Genomic DNA, 20,103 nt, shown 5'->3' with positions numbered 1-20,103 from the left:
CGGCTAGGCGCCCGGCTGGCTCAGTTTTTCGCGCGTGCCGATCGACGACAGCATGGTGCGGCGCGAGGAATCGAGGTGCGAGCGCATGCCCTCGAGCGCCTTCGGTATGTCGTGCTCCGCCAGCGCGCGCAGAATCGCCAGGTGCTCCTGCACCGCGTACTGATTGCGGCCCTTTTCCTCGCCCTTGTCCCACTGGTAGTGATAGTGGAAGACAAACGAGACGATATCGTAGAAGCCCTGCGCGAAGCGGTTGTTCAGCAAGCCGATGAGAAAGGTGTGGAACTCGCGGTCCAGCGCCGGAAAGGCGTTGTGGCGCGTGTCTATCCTGGCCGCCAGCTTCTCGTGCTGCTTGATCAGCCGCGCCAGTTCCGCATACGCGGGATCGCCATGCGGCAGGTGCGCAAATTGCTCCACGGCCGCCATCTCGAACATGCGCCGCATGTCTGCCAGTTCGGTGGCAAACGAGCGGTCGAACGCGCACAGGCGCCAGCCGCCGCGCGGTTTCTTTTCGATCAGGCCGAAGCGCGAAAAACCGATCAGGAATTCGCGCACGCTGACGGTACTGGCGCCCGCCTCGCGCGCCAGCTCCGCTTCCGAAAATTCCGCGCCGGGCGGCATGTCGCGCTGGTACACGCGTTCCATCAGCACTTGCTGGATGCGCTCCGCCCCCGACTGCAATTCGGAGATATCGAAGTAGTCGCCCGGTATGGGTTTGCGCAGCAAGCGCCGGTCCGCCGGGCTGGCGATCAGCCGCCGCGTCGACAGGTAGGCGATCGCGCTGCGGATCGCCGTGCGGCTGCCCTGGCAGATGGTGGTCAGGAACTGCTCCGTCGGCAGCATCTCGCCCACTGCGACATTCTCGGCGAGAAATTGCAACAGCAGATTGGTACTGCGCTTGAAGACGGTGGCGGGTTTGGACATGGATGAATGAACGCGCTATGCCAGCGAAAGGGAAAGTGGATGAGTGGGCCATTTTAGTCGATATCGGATTGGATCGGCATGCCGAAAAAGAAACAACTGCGTTGACCGGGGCGTTCATGGCTGCGCTCCCGGCGCCAGCATGGCGCGCAGGCGCGGCTGCGCCAGGGCGGGACACAGCTGCCGCGCCAGCGCCGCCACGGGCGCCATGCGGCGCGCGATTTTGCCGGCGTGATGCTGGGCGATGTCTGCCAGGCGGTGCGCGAGGAAGGGATTGCCGAAGCGTTCCCTGACCTGCGCCACATAGGCCAGCGCGGCGTCACCGTGCCGCGTCCCCATGGCGGCAAACACGGGCAGCACTTCCTCGTCCCACAGGGCTTCCAGCGCGGCGCGCATGGCGCCATCGTCCATCGCCTCGCGCACCGTCATGCCGGCCGGACTGCCCCGTTCCAGCCACAGTTGCGCCAGATAGGTGTGGCCCAGGTTGAGCAAAAACAGCTTGCGCTGTTCGTACTCGCTCAGGCTGCCCGTCACCACCAATTGCGGGTGGCGGCACGGCAGCAGCATGCCTTCCCGCTCCTCGATGGCCCACAGCGCATACGGCTCGGCCACCGCGCCTATCGGTTCGATCGGTTCGGAAACGATGCGGTCGACGAGGGAATTGATCCACAGGCAGCCCGCTTCCAGGTAGGCGATGGCGTCTGGCGAGACTTGCCACTGCCGCGCCAGTGTCACGACCACCTGGCGCAGTACATGACCGTTGTCGGCCACCAGTTCGCACGGGAAGATCGAGAGGGGCGCGGCGCCGGCCAGGAAGCGACCGTGCAGCAGCACCAGCAGCTTGGCGGGAAAGCTGGCGGGAACGGCTGCGCCGTCGAGCATGCCGGCGTGGTCGGCGTCATCGAGCTGGTAGCCCGTGTCGCCCGTATTCGAGATGATCACGCGCGCGGCCACGGCCGCATCGCGCACCTGCCGCCAGTCGCTGCCGGCTTGCCACGCTTGCGTGACGGCGTCGGCACGGCGCTCTTCATCGACTTGCGCGCCGTCCTGCCAGCCGCGGATGCGCACCGGGTAGCCGCCGGCCTGGCGAAACGCCGCCACCCGCGCCGCGCCCTGCGCGCTGTGCGTGGTCTGCACGATGGTGATATGGCCCAGCGCCTCGCCTGCCTTGGCCGCTTCGCTGACGAACAGGTCGGCGTGCGCCTGCAGGAAGCGGCTGGTGCCAAATTGAAGTATGGGGTTGAGATCGCTCATCTCAGACCTCGACGATGGCCTTGATGACGCCCGCCTCGGGCTGCATCCAGCGATCGAGCACGCCGGTAAATTCATCGAGCGTGGTGCGGTGGGTATTGAGCAGCGCGGTGGGTACTTTGCCCGCCTTCATGGCCGCCACCACTTCCTCGAAATCGTCGACGGTGGCGTTGCGGCTGCCCAGCAAGGTCGTTTCGCGCTTGTGGAATTCGGGGTCGGAAAAGGACAGGCGGTCGCGCACGATGGACACCAGCACATAGGCCCCGCCGTGGGCGACGAAGTCCAGGCCCCGCTCCATGGCGGCGATATTGCCGGTGGCATCAAACACCACGTCGAAAAATTCACCGCCGGTGGCGTCCGACAGCTGTTCCTTGTCGCCCTCGCCCAGCGCCACCGTGCGGGTGATACCGAGCGCGTCGCGGCAGAACTGCAAACGGTCGGCGCGGCCATCGAGCACCGTCACGTCGGCGCCTTTCAACGATGCGAACAGCATCACGGCCATGCCGATCGGGCCGGCGCCCACCACCAGCACGCGCTTGCCGGTGTCCACCGCGCCGCGCTTGACGGCATGCGCGCCGATGGCGAGAAATTCGATCATGGCCGCGTCGTCGAGCGAGATGCCTTCCGTCTTGAAGACAAAGCGCTCGGGCAGCGCCAGGTATTCGGTCATGCCGCCGTCGCGGTGCACGCCCAGCACTTCGATGCGGGTGCAGCAGTTGGTCTTGCCCTGGCGGCAGGCCACGCAGCTGCCGCACGACAGGTAGGGCATCACGTAGACCTGGTCGCCCACGGCCAGGCGCGAGCCGGCTGGCGCGCTGTCGATGTGGCCGGACAGTTCATGCCCCATCACGCGCGGATAGCTGAGGAAAGGCTGGGTGCCGCGGAAGATATGCATGTCGGTACCGCAGATGCCGACGCGGCGTATGCGCAGCAGCACTTCACCCTCGCCGGGCACGGGCACGGGGCGCTGCTCCATGCGCAAACTGCCGGGCGTATCGCAAACGATACTTTTCATCATGGTCGTCCCTCTCGCCTCCCGGATCTTGCCGGCGGCATATTATATTTAACGTACAAACCAACTGTGAAAAAAATCCGTCTGCGCGGATTGTCTTTCCAGCCCTGCCAATGGCGCTTCTTGCTGCGCCGCACAACGATTACTCCATCATGCCACCTGGCCCGAACCTGTTTCTTTTGCTGTAGTTGCTATTCGGTTTTATAAATATACCGTACAAAAAAATGAAGGTCAACGGATTCTTTTACGGGTTTTTCTGGCTCTTCTGCTACATTCTTGCTTGACCCTGACGTTACGTCAGGCGCCATCGTGGCGGTACGCACTGAAGACAAGGAGACGACGATGCTGTTAAAAATCGGGGAACTGGCCAGGCTCACGGGCCTGACTATCCGCACCCTGCACCATTACGACAGCATCGGCCTGCTCTCGCCTTCGGCGCGCACGCAGGCTGGCTACCGCCTGTACCAGCACGGCGACATGGACCGGCTGCACCGGATCATGGCGCTGCGCAAGTTCGGGCTGTCGCTGGCCGATATCGCCAACGCACTCGCCGGCCCGGATCTGCCGCTCTCCTCCATCGTGGCGCGGCAAATCGCCATGCTGGAACGCCAGATCGCGCAAGCTTCCACCTTGCGCGAACGCCTGTGCAGCCTGCAAGCGCAACTGGCGCAGGGACAGGCGCCGGAACTGGGCGAGTGGCTCACCACTATGGAGTTGATGACCATGTACGACAAATACTTTAGTCACGAAGAATTGCAACAACTGCCGCTGCTGTCCGATGCGGCCGTGGAACAGGAATGGAAGGCGCTCGTCGCCAGGGTACGCGCGCTGCAGGCGACGGGCGCTGGTCCCGACGATGCGCGGGCGCAGGCGCTGGCCACGGAATGGATGGTCAAACTGGTGCGCGACACGGGCGCCCATCCGGGCCTGTTCGCGCGCCTGAACGACATGCATGCGCAGGAACCCTCGATGCAAGCGACGACCAGCATCGATGCGGACTTGATGCAGTTCATCCTGGCCGCCTTCAATGCAGCGCGCATGGCGCTGTACCGGCCCTTCCTCAATGAGCAGGAGTACGCACACCTGGTGGCCAACTACGGCAAGCGATCGGGCGAGTGGCCAGCCCTGATCGCCGCCGTGCGCGCCGCCATGGATACGCGCATGCCGCCCACCGACCCGGCCGTACTGCAACTGGCGCGGCAGTGGCTGGAACTGTTCCGCTCCTACGCGGGCACGGCCCCGGCCACGCAGCTGAAGTTCCGCCAGGCGCACCAGCAGGAACCGCGTCTGATGGAAGGCAGCTTTGTCAACGCAGCCATGCTGCAATACCTGGGCGCGGCAATGGCCGTCGTGGCGCAGGAACCTCCACGCCCATAGTTGACGTGTGGCATCTCGTGGGCGCGGCCATGTAAAATCGGCCTTCGCCCACGAGAGGATTAACCGATGCGCCGCTTTCTGTTTGCTTGCCTGACCCTGCCCGCCCTGAATGCCGCCATGGCCGCGGAACCGCCCGTGCAAGGGGTGTGGCAGGGTACCGTGGGCAAGGCCAGTATCGTCGCCTGCTTCAACCAGCCCAGCCCCACGCAAGGGTCTGACCGCAGCGGCAATTATTACTACACGCGCTACAAGACGCCGATCATGCTCTCCAAGCCAAACGGCAAGGCGCTGTGGCAGGAACTCGACGCCAAGGGCGACACGACAGGCACGTGGAGCCTGAACACCCCGCAAAACGACAAGGTCACCGGCACATGGACGGATCCGAAAAGCGGCAAGACCCTGCCCGTGGCCTTGACCTTGCTGGAAGCGGCGGGCGACCGCGACCATCCATCGTGCGCCAGCGATGCCTACAACCTGGCGCTGGAAGCGTTTCCCAGCACCAAGGTAAGTAAACCCCTTACCTTTGAAGGCAGACAATACCGCAACCTGCAAGTGGGCGACACCATCACGGTGGAACTGATCGCGCCCGGCGATGGCATCGCGAAAATCAATACGCAGCTGCGCGCCGTGCTGGCGAAGAACAAGAAGGACCTGGAAGACTTCTATGCGACGCGCCGCGAATACCTGGGCCGCAACGGTTTCACGACGGAAGACGAAGTGTATGCGGAGTCCACTTACTGGTCGCCGCGCTGGGTGACGATCAAATTCTACCGCTGGGCGGCCGGCTATGGCGCCAGCGGCATCTCCATCAAGTTCCGCACTTGGGACGTGAAAACGGGCCAGGAAACGGACGTGTGGAACTGGTTTGGCGCCAGCGCCAGCGATGGCGACGACAAGGCCGAATTGCCGGACCGCCTGCGCCAGGCCCTCTTCAAGGACGTCAAGATCGACGCCGAGTGCAAGGGCACGGATTACGACGGCCGCGGCCGCTTCCACCTGTCGCTGAAGCCGGAAGGCGTGTCCTTCTGGGAAGACTCGAACGGCAGCGGCTGCGAAAATGACTTTTTACTGCCCTACAGCAAGGTCGGCCCCTTCCTCACCGTCAAGGGCCGCGCCGCGCTCAGCGATTTGCTGCCGAAGAACTAAGCATAGTAGTTATCATCGAGCAGCATGTCCTCGAAAAAAGCGCCATACGGCAAGGTCGGATGGCGCAAATGGATTTCCAGTATCCAGCGCATCGGTGACGGAGAAAAATCCGCGTCGGCCAGCGCGCCCGCGTAGATCGTCGCGTGCGGGAAATCAGACACGCGGTGGCCGCCCAGGTCAAAGTTCAGCGCCCAGCCCAGCTTGCGCGCTTCCTCCTCTGCGTAGGCATACAGCGCTTGTCCCGTCAGCCTGTCGCGCTGCCACACGGCGCGCACCTGGTGGAACAGGCATTCGGCATCGCGCGCGCAGCGCGCATAGTCCGCCTGCTGCGCGCTGTCGCCCACCGTAAACGTGGCGCCGCCATCGCCCTCCCACGCCTGCACACGGGGGGCGATATCGAGGAAGAAAATATCGTCCTCTTGCAGGATCACGCCCGGCTCGGAGGCCCGCTTCATCGGTTTGAGCGTGTTGCGGCCGAAGCGCACGCGCGTGGGATGCCAGCTCAGGGCCAGGCCCATGTCCAGCAGCACCTGCTTCGCCATGGCGACGGCGTCTTCTTCCAGCATGCCGGGGCGGATGCGCGCGGCAATGGCGGCGATCGCCTCGCGCGTCTTGCGGCGCGCCAGCAGCATGCCGTCCTCAGTATAGGCGGGGCCGACCCGCTCGGCGTCCAGTGTGGTGTGCATGTTTGACTTTCCTCAAGGGCGCGCCGAAGTGGCGCGCCAGCAGGAAAAGTATAGGTTTGCGGCGTGATGGGCGGGGGTGCTGGCTGCCGTGCTTTCCGGACAGCATGGCGGGGATTCCTGCCATCCCCAGTTCGCGCCTAGCGGCCGCTGGAAAAGTGTAGCCGATACTGCTTGGCTGATACGCCCAAGCGCCGCAGGAACACCGTGCGCAGCTGGTCGGCCGTGCCAAAGCCGCAGCGCCAGGCGACGGTTTTCAGCGGCTCGCTACCCGCTTCGAGCAGGGCGCGCGCCGCATCGAGCCGGGCGCTTTCAATGAAGTATGCCGGCGTCACGCCCAGCTCGCGCGCGAAGACGCGGGCAAAGTTGCGCGGACTCATCGCCACCTGGCGCGCCAGGCTGTCCACGTCGAGCGCCGCGCCAAGGTGTGCCAGCACGTATTGCTGCGCCTGCGCCACGGGCGAGGAAGCATCGACGACCGGGGTCAGGTACGGACTGAACTGCGACTGCCCGCCCTGGCGCTGCGTGTACACCACCAGCCGCCGCGCCACCTGCAGCGCCAGTTGCGCTCCACAGTCGTCTGCTAGCAAGGATAGCGACAGGTCGATGCCCGCCGTCACGCCCGCAGAGCTGACCAGCTTGCCGTCATGCAGATAAATACTGTCCGCATCGACTTGCGCCAACGGAAAACAGGCGGCCAGCGCCGCCGCATCGTTCCAGTGCGTGGCAACCTTTTTTCCATCGAGCAAGCCCGCATGGCCCAGCAAGAACGCGCCATTGCAGATGGAGCCGTGGCGGCGCGCCTTGCCGGCCGCGCTGGCCAGCCAGGCGCTCAGGTCCGCGTCACGCGCTTGCGCCGGCAAGCCGGGACCGCCCGCCACCAGCAACAGGTCATAGGCGTCGTGCACCTGCGCATAATGCCGGTGCGCAGCCAGACATAGCCCGTTGGAGCAGCGCAGCAAGCCTTCCTGCGTGCCCAACACTTCGATCACGTAATGCCGTTCGGGTGGCAAAAAGCTGTTCGCTTCGGCAAACACGTCCATGGGTCCGCTGACGTCGAGCGCCTGCACGCCGGGAAAGATCAGGATGGCAATCGTTGGCATGCTTCAATCCTGCGCCATGGCAGCCACTTGCTGCGCCACCATCTCCGCCGTGGCGGCTGCCAGGGTCCAGCCCAGGTGGCCGTGGCCCGTGTTGTAGTACACGCCCGGCGCCTTGCCCGGCCCCACCTTCGGCAGCATGGCAGGCAGCATGGGGCGCAAACCGGCCCAGGGAATCACCTTGCGCGTATTGATACCCGGAAAACACTGCTCCACCCACTGCAATAGCGGGCGGATGCGGTCGGCGCGGATGTCGTGGTTGACGCCGTTGAATTCCGCCGTGCCCGCCACCCTGAGCCGGTCTTCGCCCAGGCGGCTGCTGACCAGCTTGGTGGCGTCGTCGAGCAGGCTGACGGACGGTGCGGCCGCGCGGCTGGCCGCATCATCGAGCTGCACGGTGATCGAATAACCTTTCACGGGATACACGTTCACATGGTCGCCCAGCATTGCTGCCATGGCGCGGCTGGCCGTGCCCGCGCAAATGACGACGGCGTCAAACACGGTGCTGTCCCCATCCATGGAGACGCGCACCTTGCCATGTTCACGCGCCAGCGCCGTGACCTGTGCGCCGTAGCGGCACGCCACCCCCAGGCGGACGCAGGCGTCGGCCAGGCCGCTGGTGAATTTGTGGATGTCGCCCGTGGAGTCGCTGTCCGTGTAGTAACCGCCGTAGAAGTCGCCCTGCAAAGCCGGTTCGATGGCGCACATTTCCTGCGGCGTGACGGCGCGCCGCTGCAAGCCGCCTTGCGCCAGCAGGCGCGACACGCCGGCCGCCCGCTCGAAACCGCGCTGGTCACGGTAGACGTGCAGAATGCCGGCGCGGCGGTGATCGAAGTTGATGTTTTCGGCTTGCGCCCACGCAAACAGATGTTCGCGCGCGGCGATTGCCATGCGGGCCGTGGCGATGGTATTGCGTTCATAACCCGGCATGGCAGCAAGGAATTGAGCAAACCAGCTCAGCTTGTGCCAGCTGGGCCAGGGATGGAGCAGCAGCGGCGCATCGCGCCGCGCCATCCATTTCAGGGCGTTCAGTACCGTTGCCTTGTGGTTCCACACCTCCGCATGTGAGGCCGACAATTGCCCGCCGTTCGCATACGACGTTTCCATGGCCGCATAGCGGTGGCGCTCGATCAGGGTGACATTGACGCCCCGTTGCGCCAGCGCGTAAGCGGTGGTGACGCCCGTGATGCCGCCGCCGATGACTGCCACCGTGCGGCTCATGGCACCACGACCTTGTGCACGACGGTGTCGCCCGCCTGCAACACGCGGCCATCGGGCGCCAGCACGTCCATCCTGCGCACGGGCAAGCCTGAGCCACGCTGCAGCAAGGTCGAATGCGCCTCGCCCGCCTGGAACAATTGCGCCTCGCTCCACTGGCGCAAGCCGACGACGACAGGAAACAGGGCCAGCCCCTTTTGCGTCAGCACGTATTCCTGGTACGCCGTGCCGTCCGAGGCGGGCGCGACCGTGAAGATGCCCTCTTCCACCAGGGTGTGCAGGCGGTCGGCCAGGATGTTCTTCGCCACGCCCAGGCTTTTCTGGAACTCTCCGAACCGGCGCATGCCGTCAAAGGCGTCGCGCACGATCAGCAGCGACCAGCGCTCGCCGATCACGTCGAGCGCGCGCGCCACGGGACAGGGGTCGGTTTTCAGGCTCTTGCGCTTGGCCATCGTCATGCTCCAGGATTGAGTGGTTGCATTTTAAAACTTCCCGGCGTAGACTCCAAGTGGTTTTAATTTGAAACCACTTACATACAAGCCCATGCGCGATACGACAACTTCCATCACGACAGCACTTCCCCCTACCCTCGTCTGGCTGTTTGCCACGGCGGCCGGCCTCAGCGTGGCCAATGTGTATTACTCCCAGCCCTTGCTGGCCACACTGGCGCACGAATTCGGCATGACGGAGGCCGCCAGCGGCATGGTCATCACGGCCACGCAGCTCGGTTGTGCGCTGGCCCTGCTGCTGCTGGTTCCCCTCGGTGACATGCTGAACCGGCGCCGCCTGACCCTGTTCCAGCTGGGCTTGCTGGCCATCACCCTGGCGGCGTTGGGCTGCGCCCGTTCCACGGCCGCCTTGCTGGGCGGCATGCTGCTGGTGGGCTTGCTGGGCACGGCCATGACGCAGGGCTTGATCGCCTATGCGGCCAGCGCGGCGGCCAGCCATGAACGGGGAAGAGTCGTCGGCATGGCACAGGGCGGCGTGGTGATCGGCTTGCTGCTGGCGCGCACCCTGTCCGGCGTGGTGGCGGACCTGGCCGACTGGCGCGCCGTGTATGTTGTCTCGGCGACCATCGCCTGCGCCCTGTTGCTGCTGCTGTGGCGCAAGCTGCCGCCGGCGCAGCCATCCAGTCAAAAACTGGCCTACGGCGCCCTGCTCGCTTCCATGGTGGAGATGTTGATGCACAACAAAGTGCTGCGCGTACGGGGCATGCTGGCCATGCTGATGTTTGCCGTCTTCAATATTTTCTGGAGCGCCCTGGTGCTGCCCCTGACGGCGCAAGGCTACAGCCATGCAGCCATCGGCGCGTTTGGCCTCGTCGGGGTGATCGGGGCGCTGGGCGCGGCGCGGGCGGGCGCCATGGCGGACCAGGGCCGCGCGCAGTGGACGACGGGCGCGGCCCTGTTGCTTCTGCTGGCCGCGTGGCTGCCGCTCAGCTTTGCGGGCGCGGCCCTGTGGCCGTTAATCGTCGGCATCATCGCGCTGGATCTGGCGGGCCAGGCTATCCACGTGACGAACCAGAGCCTGATCTTCAAGGACGACAGCGACGCGCACAGCCGCCTGGTGGCGTGCTACATGCTGTTTTATGCGGTGGGAAGCGGACTCGGTGCGATTGCCGCCACCAGCGTGTATGCGCTGGCGGGCTGGCATGGGGTATGCGCGCTGGGCGCGGCGGTCAGCTTGCTCGCCCTGCTGTTCTGGCGGCTGACCTTGCCTACTGAAAAAGCTGAGTGATAAACGCTTAATTCAGCATGGCCGCAGTGGAACCATGGCGATACGTCTTCAGTGCATCGGGCTGGATCTGGATCAGCGAACCGCTGACTTTAATCAAATGCAAGTCCGTCAGCTGGTGCAGCACGCGCGACAGGGTGGCGGGTGCCAGGTTCAGGAACGATGCCAACAGACTTTTCTTCAGGTCCAGCTTGACCTCGTTCGAGCGCTGCTGGTCCGATGCCTGCAGCAAATACTCGACCACGCGCTGGGTGGCGTTCTGCACGGAGCAGCGCTCCACGTTGCGGATGAAACCCATCAGATGATGCGACAGGCTGTTCATCATCTGGCGCGCGATGCGCGGCGACTGATCCAGCAGACGCAGCAGCGCGTGCGGCGGGATGCGCAGCAGCAAGCAGTGCTCGAGCGCTTCGGCGCAGAACGGATACGGTTCATCGAGGAAAATCATGGCTTCGCCGAAACTCTGACCCGGACGGATCAGTTCCAGTACCTTGTCCGTACCTTCCATGGAAAACACGCTGAGCTTGACGAGGCCGAAGACCACCACATAGGCGCCTTCCGCCACTTCGCCCTTGCGGAACAGCACTTTGCCTTTTTCCACTTCAACACGCACGACATCCTGGCGCAATTGCTCTAATTGCGAAGGGGAAATATGGCGGAACAGAGCCTGGCTCGATAGCAAGCCATCGACGTTGACCTTATGCATGACACTCTCTTATTAGATTAGCGAATGACTAAGAGTGTAATGGGCCGGCACGGTCAAGGCCATACGTCAAAGGAACTAGGGTTGTCTAGGCCGGAACGCCATGCAGATCAAACAATCGCGCATTGCTTGCGCACTATTTGCACTTTGTTTGATCTTTATTTGCTCAATTCGCGCTCGACCGCATACACGGCGATCTGCACGCGGCTGCTGAGCTTAAGCTTCTTGAGGATGTTTTGCACGTGGATTTTCACCGTGCTTTCGGCCACGTCGAGCTGGCGCGCGATTTCCTTGTTGCTCAGTCCTTGCGCCAGGCAGGCCATGGCTTCGCGTTCGCGCGGCGTCAGTTTGTCATAGTCGGCCTGGGGCGCGTTCTGCCCCGCGCGGAACTGCGACACGAGCTTGGCCGTCATGGCGTCGGCAATCACGGATTCGCCGGCGGCGGCGCGGCAAATGGCCTGGCCCAGCTGCTCGGCCTCGATATTTTTCAGCAAATAGCCGCGCGCACCGGCGCGCAGGGCCGCGCCCAGGTCGGCTGCGTTTTCCGACACGGTCAGCATCAGCACGACCATCTGCGGCAGGTCCTGCAGGATCAGCTGCAGCGCCTCGACGCCGGACACGCCAGGCATGTTCAAGTCCATCAGCACCACGTCGGGCTGCAGTTCGGCCGTCAGGCGCACGCCGTCGAGCCCGTTCGATGCCTCGCCCACCACCTGGAATTGAGGATTGCGCTGCAACAGCAGCTTGACGCCGCTGCGCAGCAAGGTGTGGTCGTCGACCAGCAGGATTTTGATTGGTGCGTTCACGTGTTTGTTGCCTGATAAGGATGATTCATCTGTTACGCGGCCTGGCGCCGGGCTGCCGGCAAGGCCAGCGAGATCGTCGTGCCGCCGCCGGGCGTGCTGTCGATGGCAAATTGCGCACCGAGCCGCTCGGCCCGTTCCTGCATGATACGCAAGCCGATCTGCAATTCCGTTTTCTTGTCGCGCAGGTTGGCAGCAAATCCTTCGCCATCGTCGCGCACCTGCAGCGCAAAATCGCGCCCGTTTTCCACGCGCAGGGCCACGTTGCTCGCTTGCGCGTGCTTGCGGATATTCGACAGCGCTTCCTGCACGATGAACAATATCTGCAGCTGCTGCTCGGGCGCCAGTGGCGCGCCGTTGCCGCTCATGTCCAGGGTGCCGACGACGCCCGTCTGCAGTTCGAACTTGGCCAGTACTTCGCTGAGTTTGCTTTCGAGGTCGCTGCCATGCCAGCGCGTGCGGAAATTGACGAGCAATTCGCGCACGTCCTGATAGCTTTGCTCGACACCCATGCGCATCAGCGGCAACACTTCGGCCGCTTCGTCGAGCTGGCCCCGGCGCACGGAATCGTCGAGCATCTGCACTTGCAGGCTGATGAAGTTCAGGCTTTGCGCGATGCTGTCATGCAAGCCTTCGGCCAGCAGGCTGCGTTCGCGCGCCACGGCGAATTCCTTTTCGCGCGCGATCAGGCGCTGGTTTTCGATGGCGATGCCCAGGCTCTGGCCCAGGGTTTCCAGCCAGCCCTGCTGCTGCGCATGCACCGCTTGCGGGCGCGCAAAGTGCAGCGAAAAACTGCCCACCACCTGGTCGCGCGCGAGGATGGGGAAGACGGCGATGGCGATAAAACCTTCGTCCTGGCAACGGTAACGCTGCAGCGCATCGACCTGGCGGAAATCACGGATCTGGATCACGCCCTGCGCCACGGCCGCGCCGCACAGGCAATCGTTGTTGCGGATGCAGTGTTCCTCTTCCACCATGGCGTCGGAAATACCCTCGTGCACGATGATGTGCACGGTGTCCTGCTGCGGATCGAGGATGCGCACGGTGCCGCCTTCGGCTTGCGCGAACTGCATCACGTGGCGCAGGAAGCCACGGCACAGCGCATCGATGGCGTGCTGTCCCGCCAGCAAGGTGGAAATCTCGTGCAGGGTGGCCAGCTGGCGCTCCTGCGCGGCGCTCAGGCCCGATTCGGCTTGCGCCAGGCGGCGCTGGCGCCAGCGCGACGCTGGAAGTTGTTTGCGGGAAGGTTGACTGCGCGGCGCATGCATGAAGAACTCGAATCTGAAAAGTGGTGCGCCCGGCAAACGCTGCGGCCTGCCGGGCTGGTAAAGGTTACAAACGGATCTCGGTGCCCAGCAGCTTGACGAACTGCGCCAGCCAGGCTGGATGCGCAGGCCAGGCCGGCGCCGTGACGAACTGGCCATCGGTGACGGCGTCCGTGACGGCGATGTCGGCATACGTGCCGCCCGCCAGTGTCACTTCCGGCGCGCACGCGGGATAGGCGGAAATGCGCTTGCCACGGATGACATCGGCGGCGGCCAGCAATTGCGCGCCGTGGCAGACGGCCGCGACAGGCTTGCCCGCTTCGGCGAAGTGACGCACGGCGGCGATGACTTTTTCGTTCAGGCGCAGATATTCGGGCGCGCGGCCACCGGCGATCATCACGGCGTCATAGTCGGCCGGGTCGATCTCGTCGAAGCTGGCGTTCAGGGTAAACAGATGGCCCGGCTTTTCCGTGTAAGTCTGGTCGCCCTCGAAATCGTGGATGGCCGTCTTGATCGTCTCGCCGCTTTTCTTGCCGGGACAAACGGCATGCACGGTATGGCCCAGCATCAGCAGGGCCTGGAACGGCACCATCGTTTCATAATCTTCTGCAAAATCGCCGGTCAAAAACAGAATTTTCTTCGCTGCCATTTAGTTCTCCTATGAAAGATTGATACCGCAAGGCGTATCTTAGCGCGACTTGGCAACCATACTGGATATTTATCAAACTTTTGCGCCTTGATCGAGGATTTTACAGGCTGAGGCAGAATTATTTGCAGGCTGGCAGGTCAAACCCGGACGCCCCTATTCGAAAGCCTGGCCATGCACACCGCCACCAGCCCCCTTGTTTCACCCGCCCTGATCCGTATCTTCGACCACTTTGCCGATGCGCAGCAGGCCCGCAGCGCCCTGCTCGATGATGGCTTCCCCGCGCACGCCGTGCAGCTCGACACGGTCGACGACGAAGCCGTCCCCATACAGGGCAAGGCCGCGTGGCGCGGCATGTTCCGCCTCGTCGTGACCATCGGCAATGCGCAGGAACGGCAACGGGCGCACGCCATCGTGCAGGCTTGTAAAGGCTGCGACATCGAACAGCGCACGGCCAGCCACGCGGGCAGCCGGCGCACGGGCACGCACGCGCAGGCAGGCTGACGGTCTCCCTTGCGCGGCCAAATTATGGCAAGATCCAGCTTCCTTCATTCCACAGTGGAACTTGCCATGATTTTTGAAATTGCCCACATCCAGATCAAATCAGCCACGCATGCTGCCTTCGAAGCGGCCGTGACGAAAGCCATCCCCCTGTTCCAGCGCGCGCGCGGCTGCGAATCGATGCGCCTGGAGCGCTCGATCGAAAACGGCGATGCCTACCGCCTGGTGGTGGGCTGGGCCACCCTGGAAGACCATACCGTGCATTTCCGCGGCAGCGACGACTTCCAGGCCTGGCGCGGCCTGGTGGGTGAATTCTTTGCCGCCCCGCCGCAAGTGGAGCACATGAACACGGTGGTGGCCGGGTTTTAATATTGGCAGTCGGCACGGGCTGTGAATGCCCGTACCGGCGCCTTAAACGGCAGGATGGTGAAACACCTGCCGCAAGTAAGCAAGGAAAGTTTCATCCTTGCACAGGGTCTTGCCCGGCGAATCCGACAGTTTCGCCACGGACTGGCCATTGCAACGCACCAGTTTCATGACAATATTGAGCGGCGTCAAACCGACGTCGTTGGTGAGATTGGTGCCGATGCCAAAGCCCGTCATGATGCGGTCGGCGAAGTGCTGGTACAGGGCGAACGCCTTGTCCAGGTCCAGGCCGTCGGAAAACACGAGGCGCTTGGTATTGGCGTCGATGCGCAGGGTCGCATAATGGGCCAGCGCCTTCTCGCCCCACTCGACGGGGTCGCCCGAATCGTGACGCAAGCCGTCGAACAGCTTGGCGAAATACAGGTCGAAATCGGCCAGGAAGGCATCCATGCCGACCACGTCCGTCAGGGCAATGCCCAGGTCGCCCCGGTATTCCTGCACCCAGTCTTCCAGTGCCGCCTTTTGAAAGTCGCGCAGGCGCACGCCAAACGACTGGAACGATTGCATGTATTCATGCGCCATGGTGCCGATCGGCACGATGCCCAGCTTTTTCGCCAGGTAGACATTCGACGTACCCTTGAAGTACTCGGGCACGTCGCGCGCCAGCCGTTGCACCACTTCGTCATGCCAGGCGCCGGAAAAACGCCGGCGCACGCCGAAGTCGGAAAACTCGAACGGATGCTTGCGCCGTGGCAGCTTGCCGAATTCCTTGACGGCTTCCACTTTCAAGCCCAGGCGGTGCCGCCCTTCGCGCATGGCCGCATCGAGGTCGAAGCGGCGGAAATACAGTTCGTTGATGATGTACAGCACAAAAATCTCGAAGCCCATCACGTGTACCTGCGGCCCGGCCGCGTGCACGAGCAGGGTGTCGCCATCCGTGCTGACGTCGATGAATTTGCGCTGGAAGCGGAACACCGTCAAAAAGTCGACGAAATCGCTCTTCATGAAGCGCAAGGTGCGCAGATAGGCCAGCTCGTCGTCGGCAAACGACATCGAGCACAGGTGATCGAGCTGTTCTTCCAGCTCGCCCTTCAGTTCGGCCAGGGGAAAGGCGGTGGCGTTGCGGCAGACAAATTCGTATTCGGTATGGGTATTCGGATGACCGTGCAGCAATGCTTGCCACATTGTAAATTTATACAGATCGGTTTCCAGCAAACTGCGCACTATCGGGGTCATGTGTGTTTTCTCCAACTTCCTGAAGCCAGAATAGTACGCCACCGCAAGCATTTCAGCAGGACACGTTTAACAAACGGCTCAGGCAGCCGCGTTGGCCAACAATTCAGGCAAGACGTCGGCGGCAGTCGCCAGCCGCGCGCCGCGCGCCTGCATGGCGACAAGGAAGTCGCGCTGCTGCGCGGCAAAGCCCGTGACGGGACTCATGCAGTCCGTCAGCAAGACCAGGCGCGACAGGGCCGCTTTGCCTTGCTGCGCTTCCAGGTAGTCGGCGATGTGCTCGGTACTGGCTTTTACGCAATGGCTGCCCGCCTCGCCGGTGACATAAATCTGCTGCGCCGGCAGCAAAGTGGCGAGGAAATCCAGGTTCAGCTGGGTGGCCGCATCCTGGGCGTCGGGCACTTCCGCCATGACGGCCGAGTAATGCTCGGTCCATGGGTTGGAACCCTTGCTCAGCTTGGCCACCACTTGCAGGTTGGCTACTTCCCAGCCGTTGTAGGCGGCGCGCACGGCCGCGTGGATATTCTGGCCCCAGCTGCCGATCTCGCAATGCACGGGCCACACCATCAGCTGGTAACGCCCCGCTTGCTGCAAGGCATCGAGGTAAGCCAGCGCACGCGGCAAGGCGCCGCTGGCGGCGGGCAGGAACAATCCGTCGCGCACCTGCTGCGCGCTGATCTGCGTAAACGGCGGCACGGCGCCGCCATCGCCCGTACGCCAGAAGGCGGGGTGGGCGATATCGTAGCGGTGGTGGGCATCGAGCGTCACGCTGATCTGCGTCAAACCGCCGCCCCCTTCGCGTATCAGCTGCGCCACGCGCAGCATGTCGGCATGGGCGCCAGGCACGGCCAGCGCCGGCGCCGCATCCTGCGGCAACCAGGCGGGAGGCAAATCGCAAAAATCGTTTTGCGGGTCGATGACAAGCAGGTGCAACTGGCGTTTCATGGCGCTCCTCTGGCGTGGCGATATCTCGCCTGATATCTTGCATAATACGGGCAACTTCGCTGGCGCGCCTACCCCGTCGACGCCAGGACTGTGCTCATTCGCAATAACTTGCGTCTGAACAAGCCTGGTCAGGGGTGGAAGACATAACGGCGCTGGCGCCGCTCGACCAGCTTGACGGCAGCCTCGCCCGCCTCCGCCACGGCGTCCGCTTCCGTTGTAAACTGGTGATCGGCCGACACCCGGCGCTTTTTCACCAGGTTGACCCGGTGCATGGGGTTGCGCGACGGGGCATAAATGGCGACGTAGGCGCCCCATAGCTTGCAGCCCCGCAAGGGTTCCGCCGTGTAATTCACCTCATAAAAATCAACATACTTTATCGGCACGATGTTCGCTCCAAAAATGACATGGCCGGACAGCTTGTCTCTACGGACTGACGCGGTAAAAGGGTAAAACCATGCGTTCACGCCTGCTCGGGATACCCGATGCGGCTGTTTGTTTTTATCACGCGGCACAGGAGAAAATGAATGAATGACTATCTCATCTTCATGCATGACGACACGGAAACACCGATGGACGTCGCCACCTCGGCCTGGGAAGACTACTTCGCCATGCTCAAGGCCAGCGGCCGCTTCTGCGGTGGCAGCTCCATCGGTTCCGGGATCTGCGTGCACCGGTCCGGCCAGGCCAAACCGGTTACGTCACACTTGTCAGGCTATCTACGTGTACAAGCTGAAAGTATAGACGATGCTAAAAAATTGTTAATCGGAAACCCCGTACTGAACGCAGGGGGAACGGTGGAAATTCGCGAGCTGCCGCCCGACTGACGCGGCGTCACTGGCCCCTATTTCCCGGCCTCGGCCGCGGCATGCATGGACCACACGACGCTGAGGATTTTCCATGCGCCATCGCGCTTGACCATTTGCCACGCTTCCACGCCATAGTTGGACAATTTATTGTCGACGAGGAATTCGTAGTCGAAGTTGACCCACGCCACATGACGGTCCTGGGTGATCTTGACGTTGTAGAATTTTTCTTCCGTGCGCAAGGGTTCGCGCTTGATGAAGTTGGCGAATGCGATATAGCCGCCCACCGCGACGCCATCGAAGTGGACGTCCGTCGTGTCGCGCACTTTCTTGATGAAACCGTCGTCGGCCGGCGAGGCGAACAGGATGTTGGTGTGCAGCATCAGCGACGACAGCAGCTTGACATCCTTGGCGATCAGCGCCGCCTGGAAATCGGCGACGACTTTTTCAATGGCGCGGATATCTTCAGGCGTGGAGGCGTGGCGGCCCACGTGGGATGGCGCAGGGGATGCAGGGGGCGCAGTCTGCGCCAGCGCCATGCCTGCGGAAAACAAAGAACATCCGAACAGTACTGCGCTTGCCAACTTGTGCATGGGGGACTTTCATGGCGAACGGCTCGCCGGCCTGGCACGGGGCGTGCCGCCGGCAAGCTTATGTCAACCATGGCAGATTGGCAATCCCCCATTGGAACTAGGGTGGAAGCAAACTCAGGCAGCCAGGGCCTCGATCGAAGCGCGGCCCTTGGCGATCGCGCTGCTGACGGCATCCTCGCCCATGGCCACGCCTTCGGCTTGCACGAATTCGATATCGGTGATGCCGATGAAGCCCAGCGCCGTGCGCAGATAGGTGCTCAGGTAGTCATATGCGGCGCCCGGACCTTCGCTATAGACGCCGCCGCTGGCCGTGAAGATCACCGCTTTCTTGCCCGTGGCCAGGCCGACCGGGCCCGTCGCCGTGTACTGGAACGTGCGGCCCGCGCGCGCCACGTGATCGATCCACGCCTTCAGGGTCGAGGGCACGGAAAAGTTGTACATCGGTGCGGCCAGCACCAGCACGTCGGCGGCCAGCAATTCATCGACCAGAGTATCGGACAATTGCACGGCCGCTGCCGCCTGCGCGCTGCGCTGCTCGGCCGGCGTGAAGAAGGCGCCCATCACCTCTTCCGTCAGGTGCGGCACGGGCTGCGCCGCCAGGTCGCGTTCGACGACGCTGGCGCCTTGCGCGGCCAGTTTGGCGACGAATTCACCGGACAACTGGCGCGACAGGGATCCGCTGTTACGCACGCTGCTATTGATATACAAGACCTTGCTCATGAAGTGCTCCTTCGAAAACGGTAGACTGGAATGCCGCATCGCGGCCCTTGCACACAGCATAGTTCGGGTCTACCATCGATGAAACCGTGTAAATATAAATGATTAGCATCGAATTTTTAGATATGGAGTCACCATGAGAGAACCGGGCCAGCCTTCGCTTGACCAGTTGCGCGTGTTCGTCGCCGTCATCGACGCGGGCGGCTTCGCCCACGCGGCGCGCCAGCTGCACCGCACGCAGTCCGTCATCAGCTACACCATCGCCAACCTGGAAGAACAATTGAATGTGGTGCTGCTCGACCGCGGCAAGCGCAAGCCCACCCTGACGGACGCGGGCAAGGCCCTGCTGGCCGACGCGCGCGCCGTGGCCCTGAAGGTCGATGGCATGCGCGCGCGCGCCAAGGCGCTGGCTGGCGGGCTGGAGGCGGAAGTGTCGGTGGTGGTCGACGTGATGTTTCCCACCTGCGTGCTGGTGCGCGTGCTCGAGGCGTTCCAGGCGCAGTTCCCCACCGTCGCCCTGCGCTTGCGCATCGAGGCGATGGGCGCCGTGGCGCAACTGGTGATGGATGGCAGCTGCCACATCGGCCTCGGTGGCTGGATGACGTCCACGGCCAGCGTCTTCGAGCGCTTGGCCGTCGGTCACGTGCGCCTGATTCCCGTGGCCGCGCCCAGCCACGCGCTGGCGCAACTGGCAGGCCCGATCGCCTCCAACGTGGCGCGCGAACACGTGCAACTGGTGCTCAGCGACCGCAGCGTGCTGACGCAGGGCCAGGATTTCGGTGTGCTGGGCTTGCGCAACTGGCGCCTGGGCGACCTCGGTTCCAAGCATGCGCTGCTGCGCGCTGGCCTGGGCTGGGGCAACATGCCCGAGGCGATGGTGCGCGACGACCTGGCGGAAGGCCGCCTGGTGCACCTGCCGCTGGCCGTCGACAATGGCGAGAATTACCCGATTTATTTGATCCAGCGCGCCGACACGCCGCCTGGCCAGGCGGGCAAGTGGCTGACGGAGCGGTTTGCGGAGCAGCTGCCGCTGCTGGAACAAGTCTTCTAGAAGCACGCGCGGGCAGGTATCATGCGCGCATACATTGA

At 63.4% G+C, this 20,103-nt stretch carries 23 protein-coding genes; 7 read left to right on the top strand and 16 right to left on the bottom strand.

Translation table 11 applies throughout. The features are described from left to right. Positions 1 to 3: 3 nt before the first annotated feature. The 3 genes from AC3IQ7_RS07630 to AC3IQ7_RS07620 form a co-directional block, all read right to left on the bottom strand. A complete protein-coding gene (locus AC3IQ7_RS07630; protein WP_099378864.1) occupies positions 4 to 921 on the bottom strand; it encodes a GntR family transcriptional regulator in 918 nt (305 codons plus the stop codon). A 114-nt stretch (positions 922 to 1,035) separates the two neighbouring features. Further along, positions 1,036 to 2,172, bottom strand: coding sequence for a mannitol dehydrogenase family protein (locus AC3IQ7_RS07625; protein WP_489208781.1), 1,137 nt, complete (start codon positions 2,170 to 2,172; stop codon positions 1,036 to 1,038). Between the two features lies 1 nt (position 2,173). Further along, positions 2,174 to 3,184 (bottom strand): zinc-binding alcohol dehydrogenase family protein, encoded by a 1,011-nt coding sequence (locus tag AC3IQ7_RS07620; protein WP_489210409.1) that lies wholly within the window; start codon positions 3,182 to 3,184, stop codon positions 2,174 to 2,176. A gap of 339 nt (positions 3,185 to 3,523) precedes the next feature. On the opposite strand from AC3IQ7_RS07620, the gene AC3IQ7_RS07615 reads away from it, so the two are divergent. Both AC3IQ7_RS07615 and AC3IQ7_RS07610 read left to right on the top strand, forming a co-directional pair. Continuing rightward, positions 3,524 to 4,558, top strand: a complete 1,035-nt coding sequence (locus tag AC3IQ7_RS07615) for a MerR family transcriptional regulator (RefSeq protein WP_489210407.1) — start codon at positions 3,524 to 3,526, stop codon at positions 4,556 to 4,558. Between the two features lie 66 nt (positions 4,559 to 4,624). Beyond that, positions 4,625 to 5,704 (top strand): hypothetical protein, encoded by a 1,080-nt coding sequence (locus tag AC3IQ7_RS07610; protein ID WP_489208780.1) that lies wholly within the window; start codon positions 4,625 to 4,627, stop codon positions 5,702 to 5,704. Here AC3IQ7_RS07610 and AC3IQ7_RS07605 read toward each other — a convergent pair. The 4 genes from AC3IQ7_RS07605 to AC3IQ7_RS07590 form a co-directional block, all read right to left on the bottom strand. Beyond that, positions 5,701 to 6,390: a M24 family metallopeptidase gene (locus AC3IQ7_RS07605; RefSeq protein WP_489208779.1), complete on the bottom strand. Its 690-nt coding sequence runs from the start codon at positions 6,388 to 6,390 to the stop codon at positions 5,701 to 5,703. The genes AC3IQ7_RS07610 and AC3IQ7_RS07605 overlap by 4 nt on opposite strands. 137 nt (positions 6,391 to 6,527) lie before the next feature. Next, complete coding sequence (locus tag AC3IQ7_RS07600; protein WP_489208778.1) at positions 6,528 to 7,490, bottom strand: GlxA family transcriptional regulator; 963 nt, start codon at positions 7,488 to 7,490, stop codon at positions 6,528 to 6,530. A 3-nt stretch (positions 7,491 to 7,493) separates the two neighbouring features. Continuing rightward, complete coding sequence (locus tag AC3IQ7_RS07595; RefSeq protein WP_489208777.1) at positions 7,494 to 8,708, bottom strand: D-amino acid dehydrogenase; 1,215 nt, start codon at positions 8,706 to 8,708, stop codon at positions 7,494 to 7,496. After that, positions 8,705 to 9,157: a winged helix-turn-helix transcriptional regulator gene (locus tag AC3IQ7_RS07590; RefSeq protein WP_489208776.1), complete on the bottom strand. Its 453-nt coding sequence runs from the start codon at positions 9,155 to 9,157 to the stop codon at positions 8,705 to 8,707. The genes AC3IQ7_RS07595 and AC3IQ7_RS07590 overlap by 4 nt, the downstream gene beginning before the upstream one ends. Positions 9,158 to 9,248: 91 nt before the next feature. On the opposite strand from AC3IQ7_RS07590, the gene AC3IQ7_RS07585 reads away from it, so the two are divergent. After that, on the top strand, positions 9,249 to 10,442 hold the full coding sequence (locus tag AC3IQ7_RS07585; protein ID WP_489208775.1) for an MFS transporter: 1,194 nt from the start codon (positions 9,249 to 9,251) through the stop codon (positions 10,440 to 10,442). Positions 10,443 to 10,449: 7 nt separating this feature from the next. Here the strand turns inward: AC3IQ7_RS07585 and AC3IQ7_RS07580 are convergent, their stop codons facing one another. The 4 genes from AC3IQ7_RS07580 to AC3IQ7_RS07565 all read right to left on the bottom strand — a co-directional run bounded on the left by AC3IQ7_RS07580 (position 10,450) and on the right by AC3IQ7_RS07565 (position 13,859). Next, positions 10,450 to 11,145, bottom strand: coding sequence for a Crp/Fnr family transcriptional regulator (locus AC3IQ7_RS07580; RefSeq protein WP_034781930.1), 696 nt, complete (start codon positions 11,143 to 11,145; stop codon positions 10,450 to 10,452). A gap of 155 nt (positions 11,146 to 11,300) precedes the next feature. After that, positions 11,301 to 11,948, bottom strand: coding sequence for a response regulator (locus AC3IQ7_RS07575; protein ID WP_489208774.1), 648 nt, complete (start codon positions 11,946 to 11,948; stop codon positions 11,301 to 11,303). Positions 11,949 to 11,980: 32 nt separating this feature from the next. Beyond that, on the bottom strand, positions 11,981 to 13,213 hold the full coding sequence (locus AC3IQ7_RS07570) for a GAF domain-containing sensor histidine kinase (protein WP_489208773.1): 1,233 nt from the start codon (positions 13,211 to 13,213) through the stop codon (positions 11,981 to 11,983). Positions 13,214 to 13,277: 64 nt separating this feature from the next. After that, entirely contained in the window at positions 13,278 to 13,859 is a 582-nt protein-coding gene (locus tag AC3IQ7_RS07565) for a DJ-1/PfpI family protein (RefSeq protein ID WP_489208772.1), read from the bottom strand. Between the two features lie 171 nt (positions 13,860 to 14,030). Here AC3IQ7_RS07565 and AC3IQ7_RS07560 point away from each other — a divergent pair, with 171 nt between their 5' ends. Continuing rightward, positions 14,031 to 14,360, top strand: coding sequence for a hypothetical protein (locus AC3IQ7_RS07560; RefSeq protein ID WP_489208771.1), 330 nt, complete (start codon positions 14,031 to 14,033; stop codon positions 14,358 to 14,360). A 66-nt stretch (positions 14,361 to 14,426) separates the two neighbouring features. Beyond that, positions 14,427 to 14,726, top strand: a complete 300-nt coding sequence (locus AC3IQ7_RS07555) for an antibiotic biosynthesis monooxygenase family protein (protein WP_099378852.1) — start codon at positions 14,427 to 14,429, stop codon at positions 14,724 to 14,726. A gap of 42 nt (positions 14,727 to 14,768) precedes the next feature. Here the strand turns inward: AC3IQ7_RS07555 and pncB are convergent, their stop codons facing one another. The 3 genes from pncB to AC3IQ7_RS07540 form a co-directional block, all read right to left on the bottom strand. Further along, positions 14,769 to 15,959 carry a nicotinate phosphoribosyltransferase gene (pncB, locus tag AC3IQ7_RS07550; RefSeq protein ID WP_099378851.1) on the bottom strand — a complete coding sequence of 397 codons (1,191 nt, stop codon included), beginning with the start codon at positions 15,957 to 15,959 and terminating at the stop codon, positions 14,769 to 14,771. Positions 15,960 to 16,037: 78 nt separating this feature from the next. Further along, entirely contained in the window at positions 16,038 to 16,901 is an 864-nt protein-coding gene (locus AC3IQ7_RS07545) for a cysteine hydrolase family protein (protein ID WP_489208770.1), read from the bottom strand. A 128-nt stretch (positions 16,902 to 17,029) separates the two neighbouring features. After that, positions 17,030 to 17,284 (bottom strand): hypothetical protein, encoded by a 255-nt coding sequence (locus tag AC3IQ7_RS07540; RefSeq protein WP_099378849.1) that lies wholly within the window; start codon positions 17,282 to 17,284, stop codon positions 17,030 to 17,032. Positions 17,285 to 17,425: 141 nt separating this feature from the next. Here AC3IQ7_RS07540 and AC3IQ7_RS07535 point away from each other — a divergent pair, with 141 nt between their 5' ends. Then, positions 17,426 to 17,725: a YciI family protein gene (locus tag AC3IQ7_RS07535; protein WP_489208769.1), complete on the top strand. Its 300-nt coding sequence runs from the start codon at positions 17,426 to 17,428 to the stop codon at positions 17,723 to 17,725. A gap of 17 nt (positions 17,726 to 17,742) precedes the next feature. Here AC3IQ7_RS07535 and AC3IQ7_RS07530 read toward each other — a convergent pair whose 3' ends face one another. Both AC3IQ7_RS07530 and AC3IQ7_RS07525 read right to left on the bottom strand, forming a co-directional pair. Further along, positions 17,743 to 18,297: a Cif family virulence factor gene (locus AC3IQ7_RS07530; protein WP_489208768.1), complete on the bottom strand. Its 555-nt coding sequence runs from the start codon at positions 18,295 to 18,297 to the stop codon at positions 17,743 to 17,745. Between the two features lie 114 nt (positions 18,298 to 18,411). Next, entirely contained in the window at positions 18,412 to 19,017 is a 606-nt protein-coding gene (locus tag AC3IQ7_RS07525; protein WP_489208767.1) for an FMN-dependent NADH-azoreductase, read from the bottom strand. A gap of 133 nt (positions 19,018 to 19,150) precedes the next feature. Between AC3IQ7_RS07525 and AC3IQ7_RS07520 the strand changes: the two genes are divergently transcribed. Further along, positions 19,151 to 20,065, top strand: a complete 915-nt coding sequence (locus AC3IQ7_RS07520; protein ID WP_099400881.1) for a LysR family transcriptional regulator — start codon at positions 19,151 to 19,153, stop codon at positions 20,063 to 20,065. Positions 20,066 to 20,103: the final 38 nt, after the last annotated feature.

The sequence above is a fragment of the Janthinobacterium sp. GL_088 genome (genome assembly GCF_057837845.1).
The sequence above is the reverse complement of the archived record's forward strand: the minus strand, read 5'-3'. Positions and strand labels throughout refer to the sequence as shown.

Excerpts from the sequence above, each read along its gene's own strand:
- AC3IQ7_RS07630 (WP_099378864.1), bottom strand. The coding sequence starts at position 921 with ATGTCCAAACCCGCCACCGTCTTCAAGCGCAGTACCAATCTGCTGTTG.
- AC3IQ7_RS07625 (WP_489208781.1), bottom strand. The coding sequence starts at position 2,172 with ATGAGCGATCTCAACCCCATACTTCAATTTGGCACCAGCCGCTTCCTG.
- AC3IQ7_RS07620 (WP_489210409.1), bottom strand. The coding sequence starts at position 3,184 with ATGAAAAGTATCGTTTGCGATACGCCCGGCAGTTTGCGCATGGAGCAG.
- AC3IQ7_RS07615 (WP_489210407.1), top strand. The coding sequence starts at position 3,524 with ATGCTGTTAAAAATCGGGGAACTGGCCAGGCTCACGGGCCTGACTATC.
- AC3IQ7_RS07610 (WP_489208780.1), top strand. The coding sequence starts at position 4,625 with ATGCGCCGCTTTCTGTTTGCTTGCCTGACCCTGCCCGCCCTGAATGCC.
- AC3IQ7_RS07605 (WP_489208779.1), bottom strand. The coding sequence starts at position 6,390 with ATGCACACCACACTGGACGCCGAGCGGGTCGGCCCCGCCTATACTGAG.
- AC3IQ7_RS07600 (WP_489208778.1), bottom strand. The coding sequence starts at position 7,490 with ATGCCAACGATTGCCATCCTGATCTTTCCCGGCGTGCAGGCGCTCGAC.
- AC3IQ7_RS07595 (WP_489208777.1), bottom strand. The coding sequence starts at position 8,708 with ATGAGCCGCACGGTGGCAGTCATCGGCGGCGGCATCACGGGCGTCACC.
- AC3IQ7_RS07590 (WP_489208776.1), bottom strand. The coding sequence starts at position 9,157 with ATGGCCAAGCGCAAGAGCCTGAAAACCGACCCCTGTCCCGTGGCGCGC.
- AC3IQ7_RS07585 (WP_489208775.1), top strand. The coding sequence starts at position 9,249 with ATGCGCGATACGACAACTTCCATCACGACAGCACTTCCCCCTACCCTC.
- AC3IQ7_RS07580 (WP_034781930.1), bottom strand. The coding sequence starts at position 11,145 with ATGCATAAGGTCAACGTCGATGGCTTGCTATCGAGCCAGGCTCTGTTC.
- AC3IQ7_RS07570 (WP_489208773.1), bottom strand. The coding sequence starts at position 13,213 with ATGCATGCGCCGCGCAGTCAACCTTCCCGCAAACAACTTCCAGCGTCG.
- AC3IQ7_RS07565 (WP_489208772.1), bottom strand. The coding sequence starts at position 13,859 with ATGGCAGCGAAGAAAATTCTGTTTTTGACCGGCGATTTTGCAGAAGAT.
- AC3IQ7_RS07560 (WP_489208771.1), top strand. The coding sequence starts at position 14,031 with ATGCACACCGCCACCAGCCCCCTTGTTTCACCCGCCCTGATCCGTATC.
- AC3IQ7_RS07555 (WP_099378852.1), top strand. The coding sequence starts at position 14,427 with ATGATTTTTGAAATTGCCCACATCCAGATCAAATCAGCCACGCATGCT.
- pncB (WP_099378851.1), bottom strand. The coding sequence starts at position 15,959 with ATGACCCCGATAGTGCGCAGTTTGCTGGAAACCGATCTGTATAAATTT.
- AC3IQ7_RS07545 (WP_489208770.1), bottom strand. The coding sequence starts at position 16,901 with ATGAAACGCCAGTTGCACCTGCTTGTCATCGACCCGCAAAACGATTTT.
- AC3IQ7_RS07535 (WP_489208769.1), top strand. The coding sequence starts at position 17,426 with ATGAATGACTATCTCATCTTCATGCATGACGACACGGAAACACCGATG.
- AC3IQ7_RS07530 (WP_489208768.1), bottom strand. The coding sequence starts at position 18,297 with ATGCACAAGTTGGCAAGCGCAGTACTGTTCGGATGTTCTTTGTTTTCC.
- AC3IQ7_RS07525 (WP_489208767.1), bottom strand. The coding sequence starts at position 19,017 with ATGAGCAAGGTCTTGTATATCAATAGCAGCGTGCGTAACAGCGGATCC.
- AC3IQ7_RS07520 (WP_099400881.1), top strand. The coding sequence starts at position 19,151 with ATGAGAGAACCGGGCCAGCCTTCGCTTGACCAGTTGCGCGTGTTCGTC.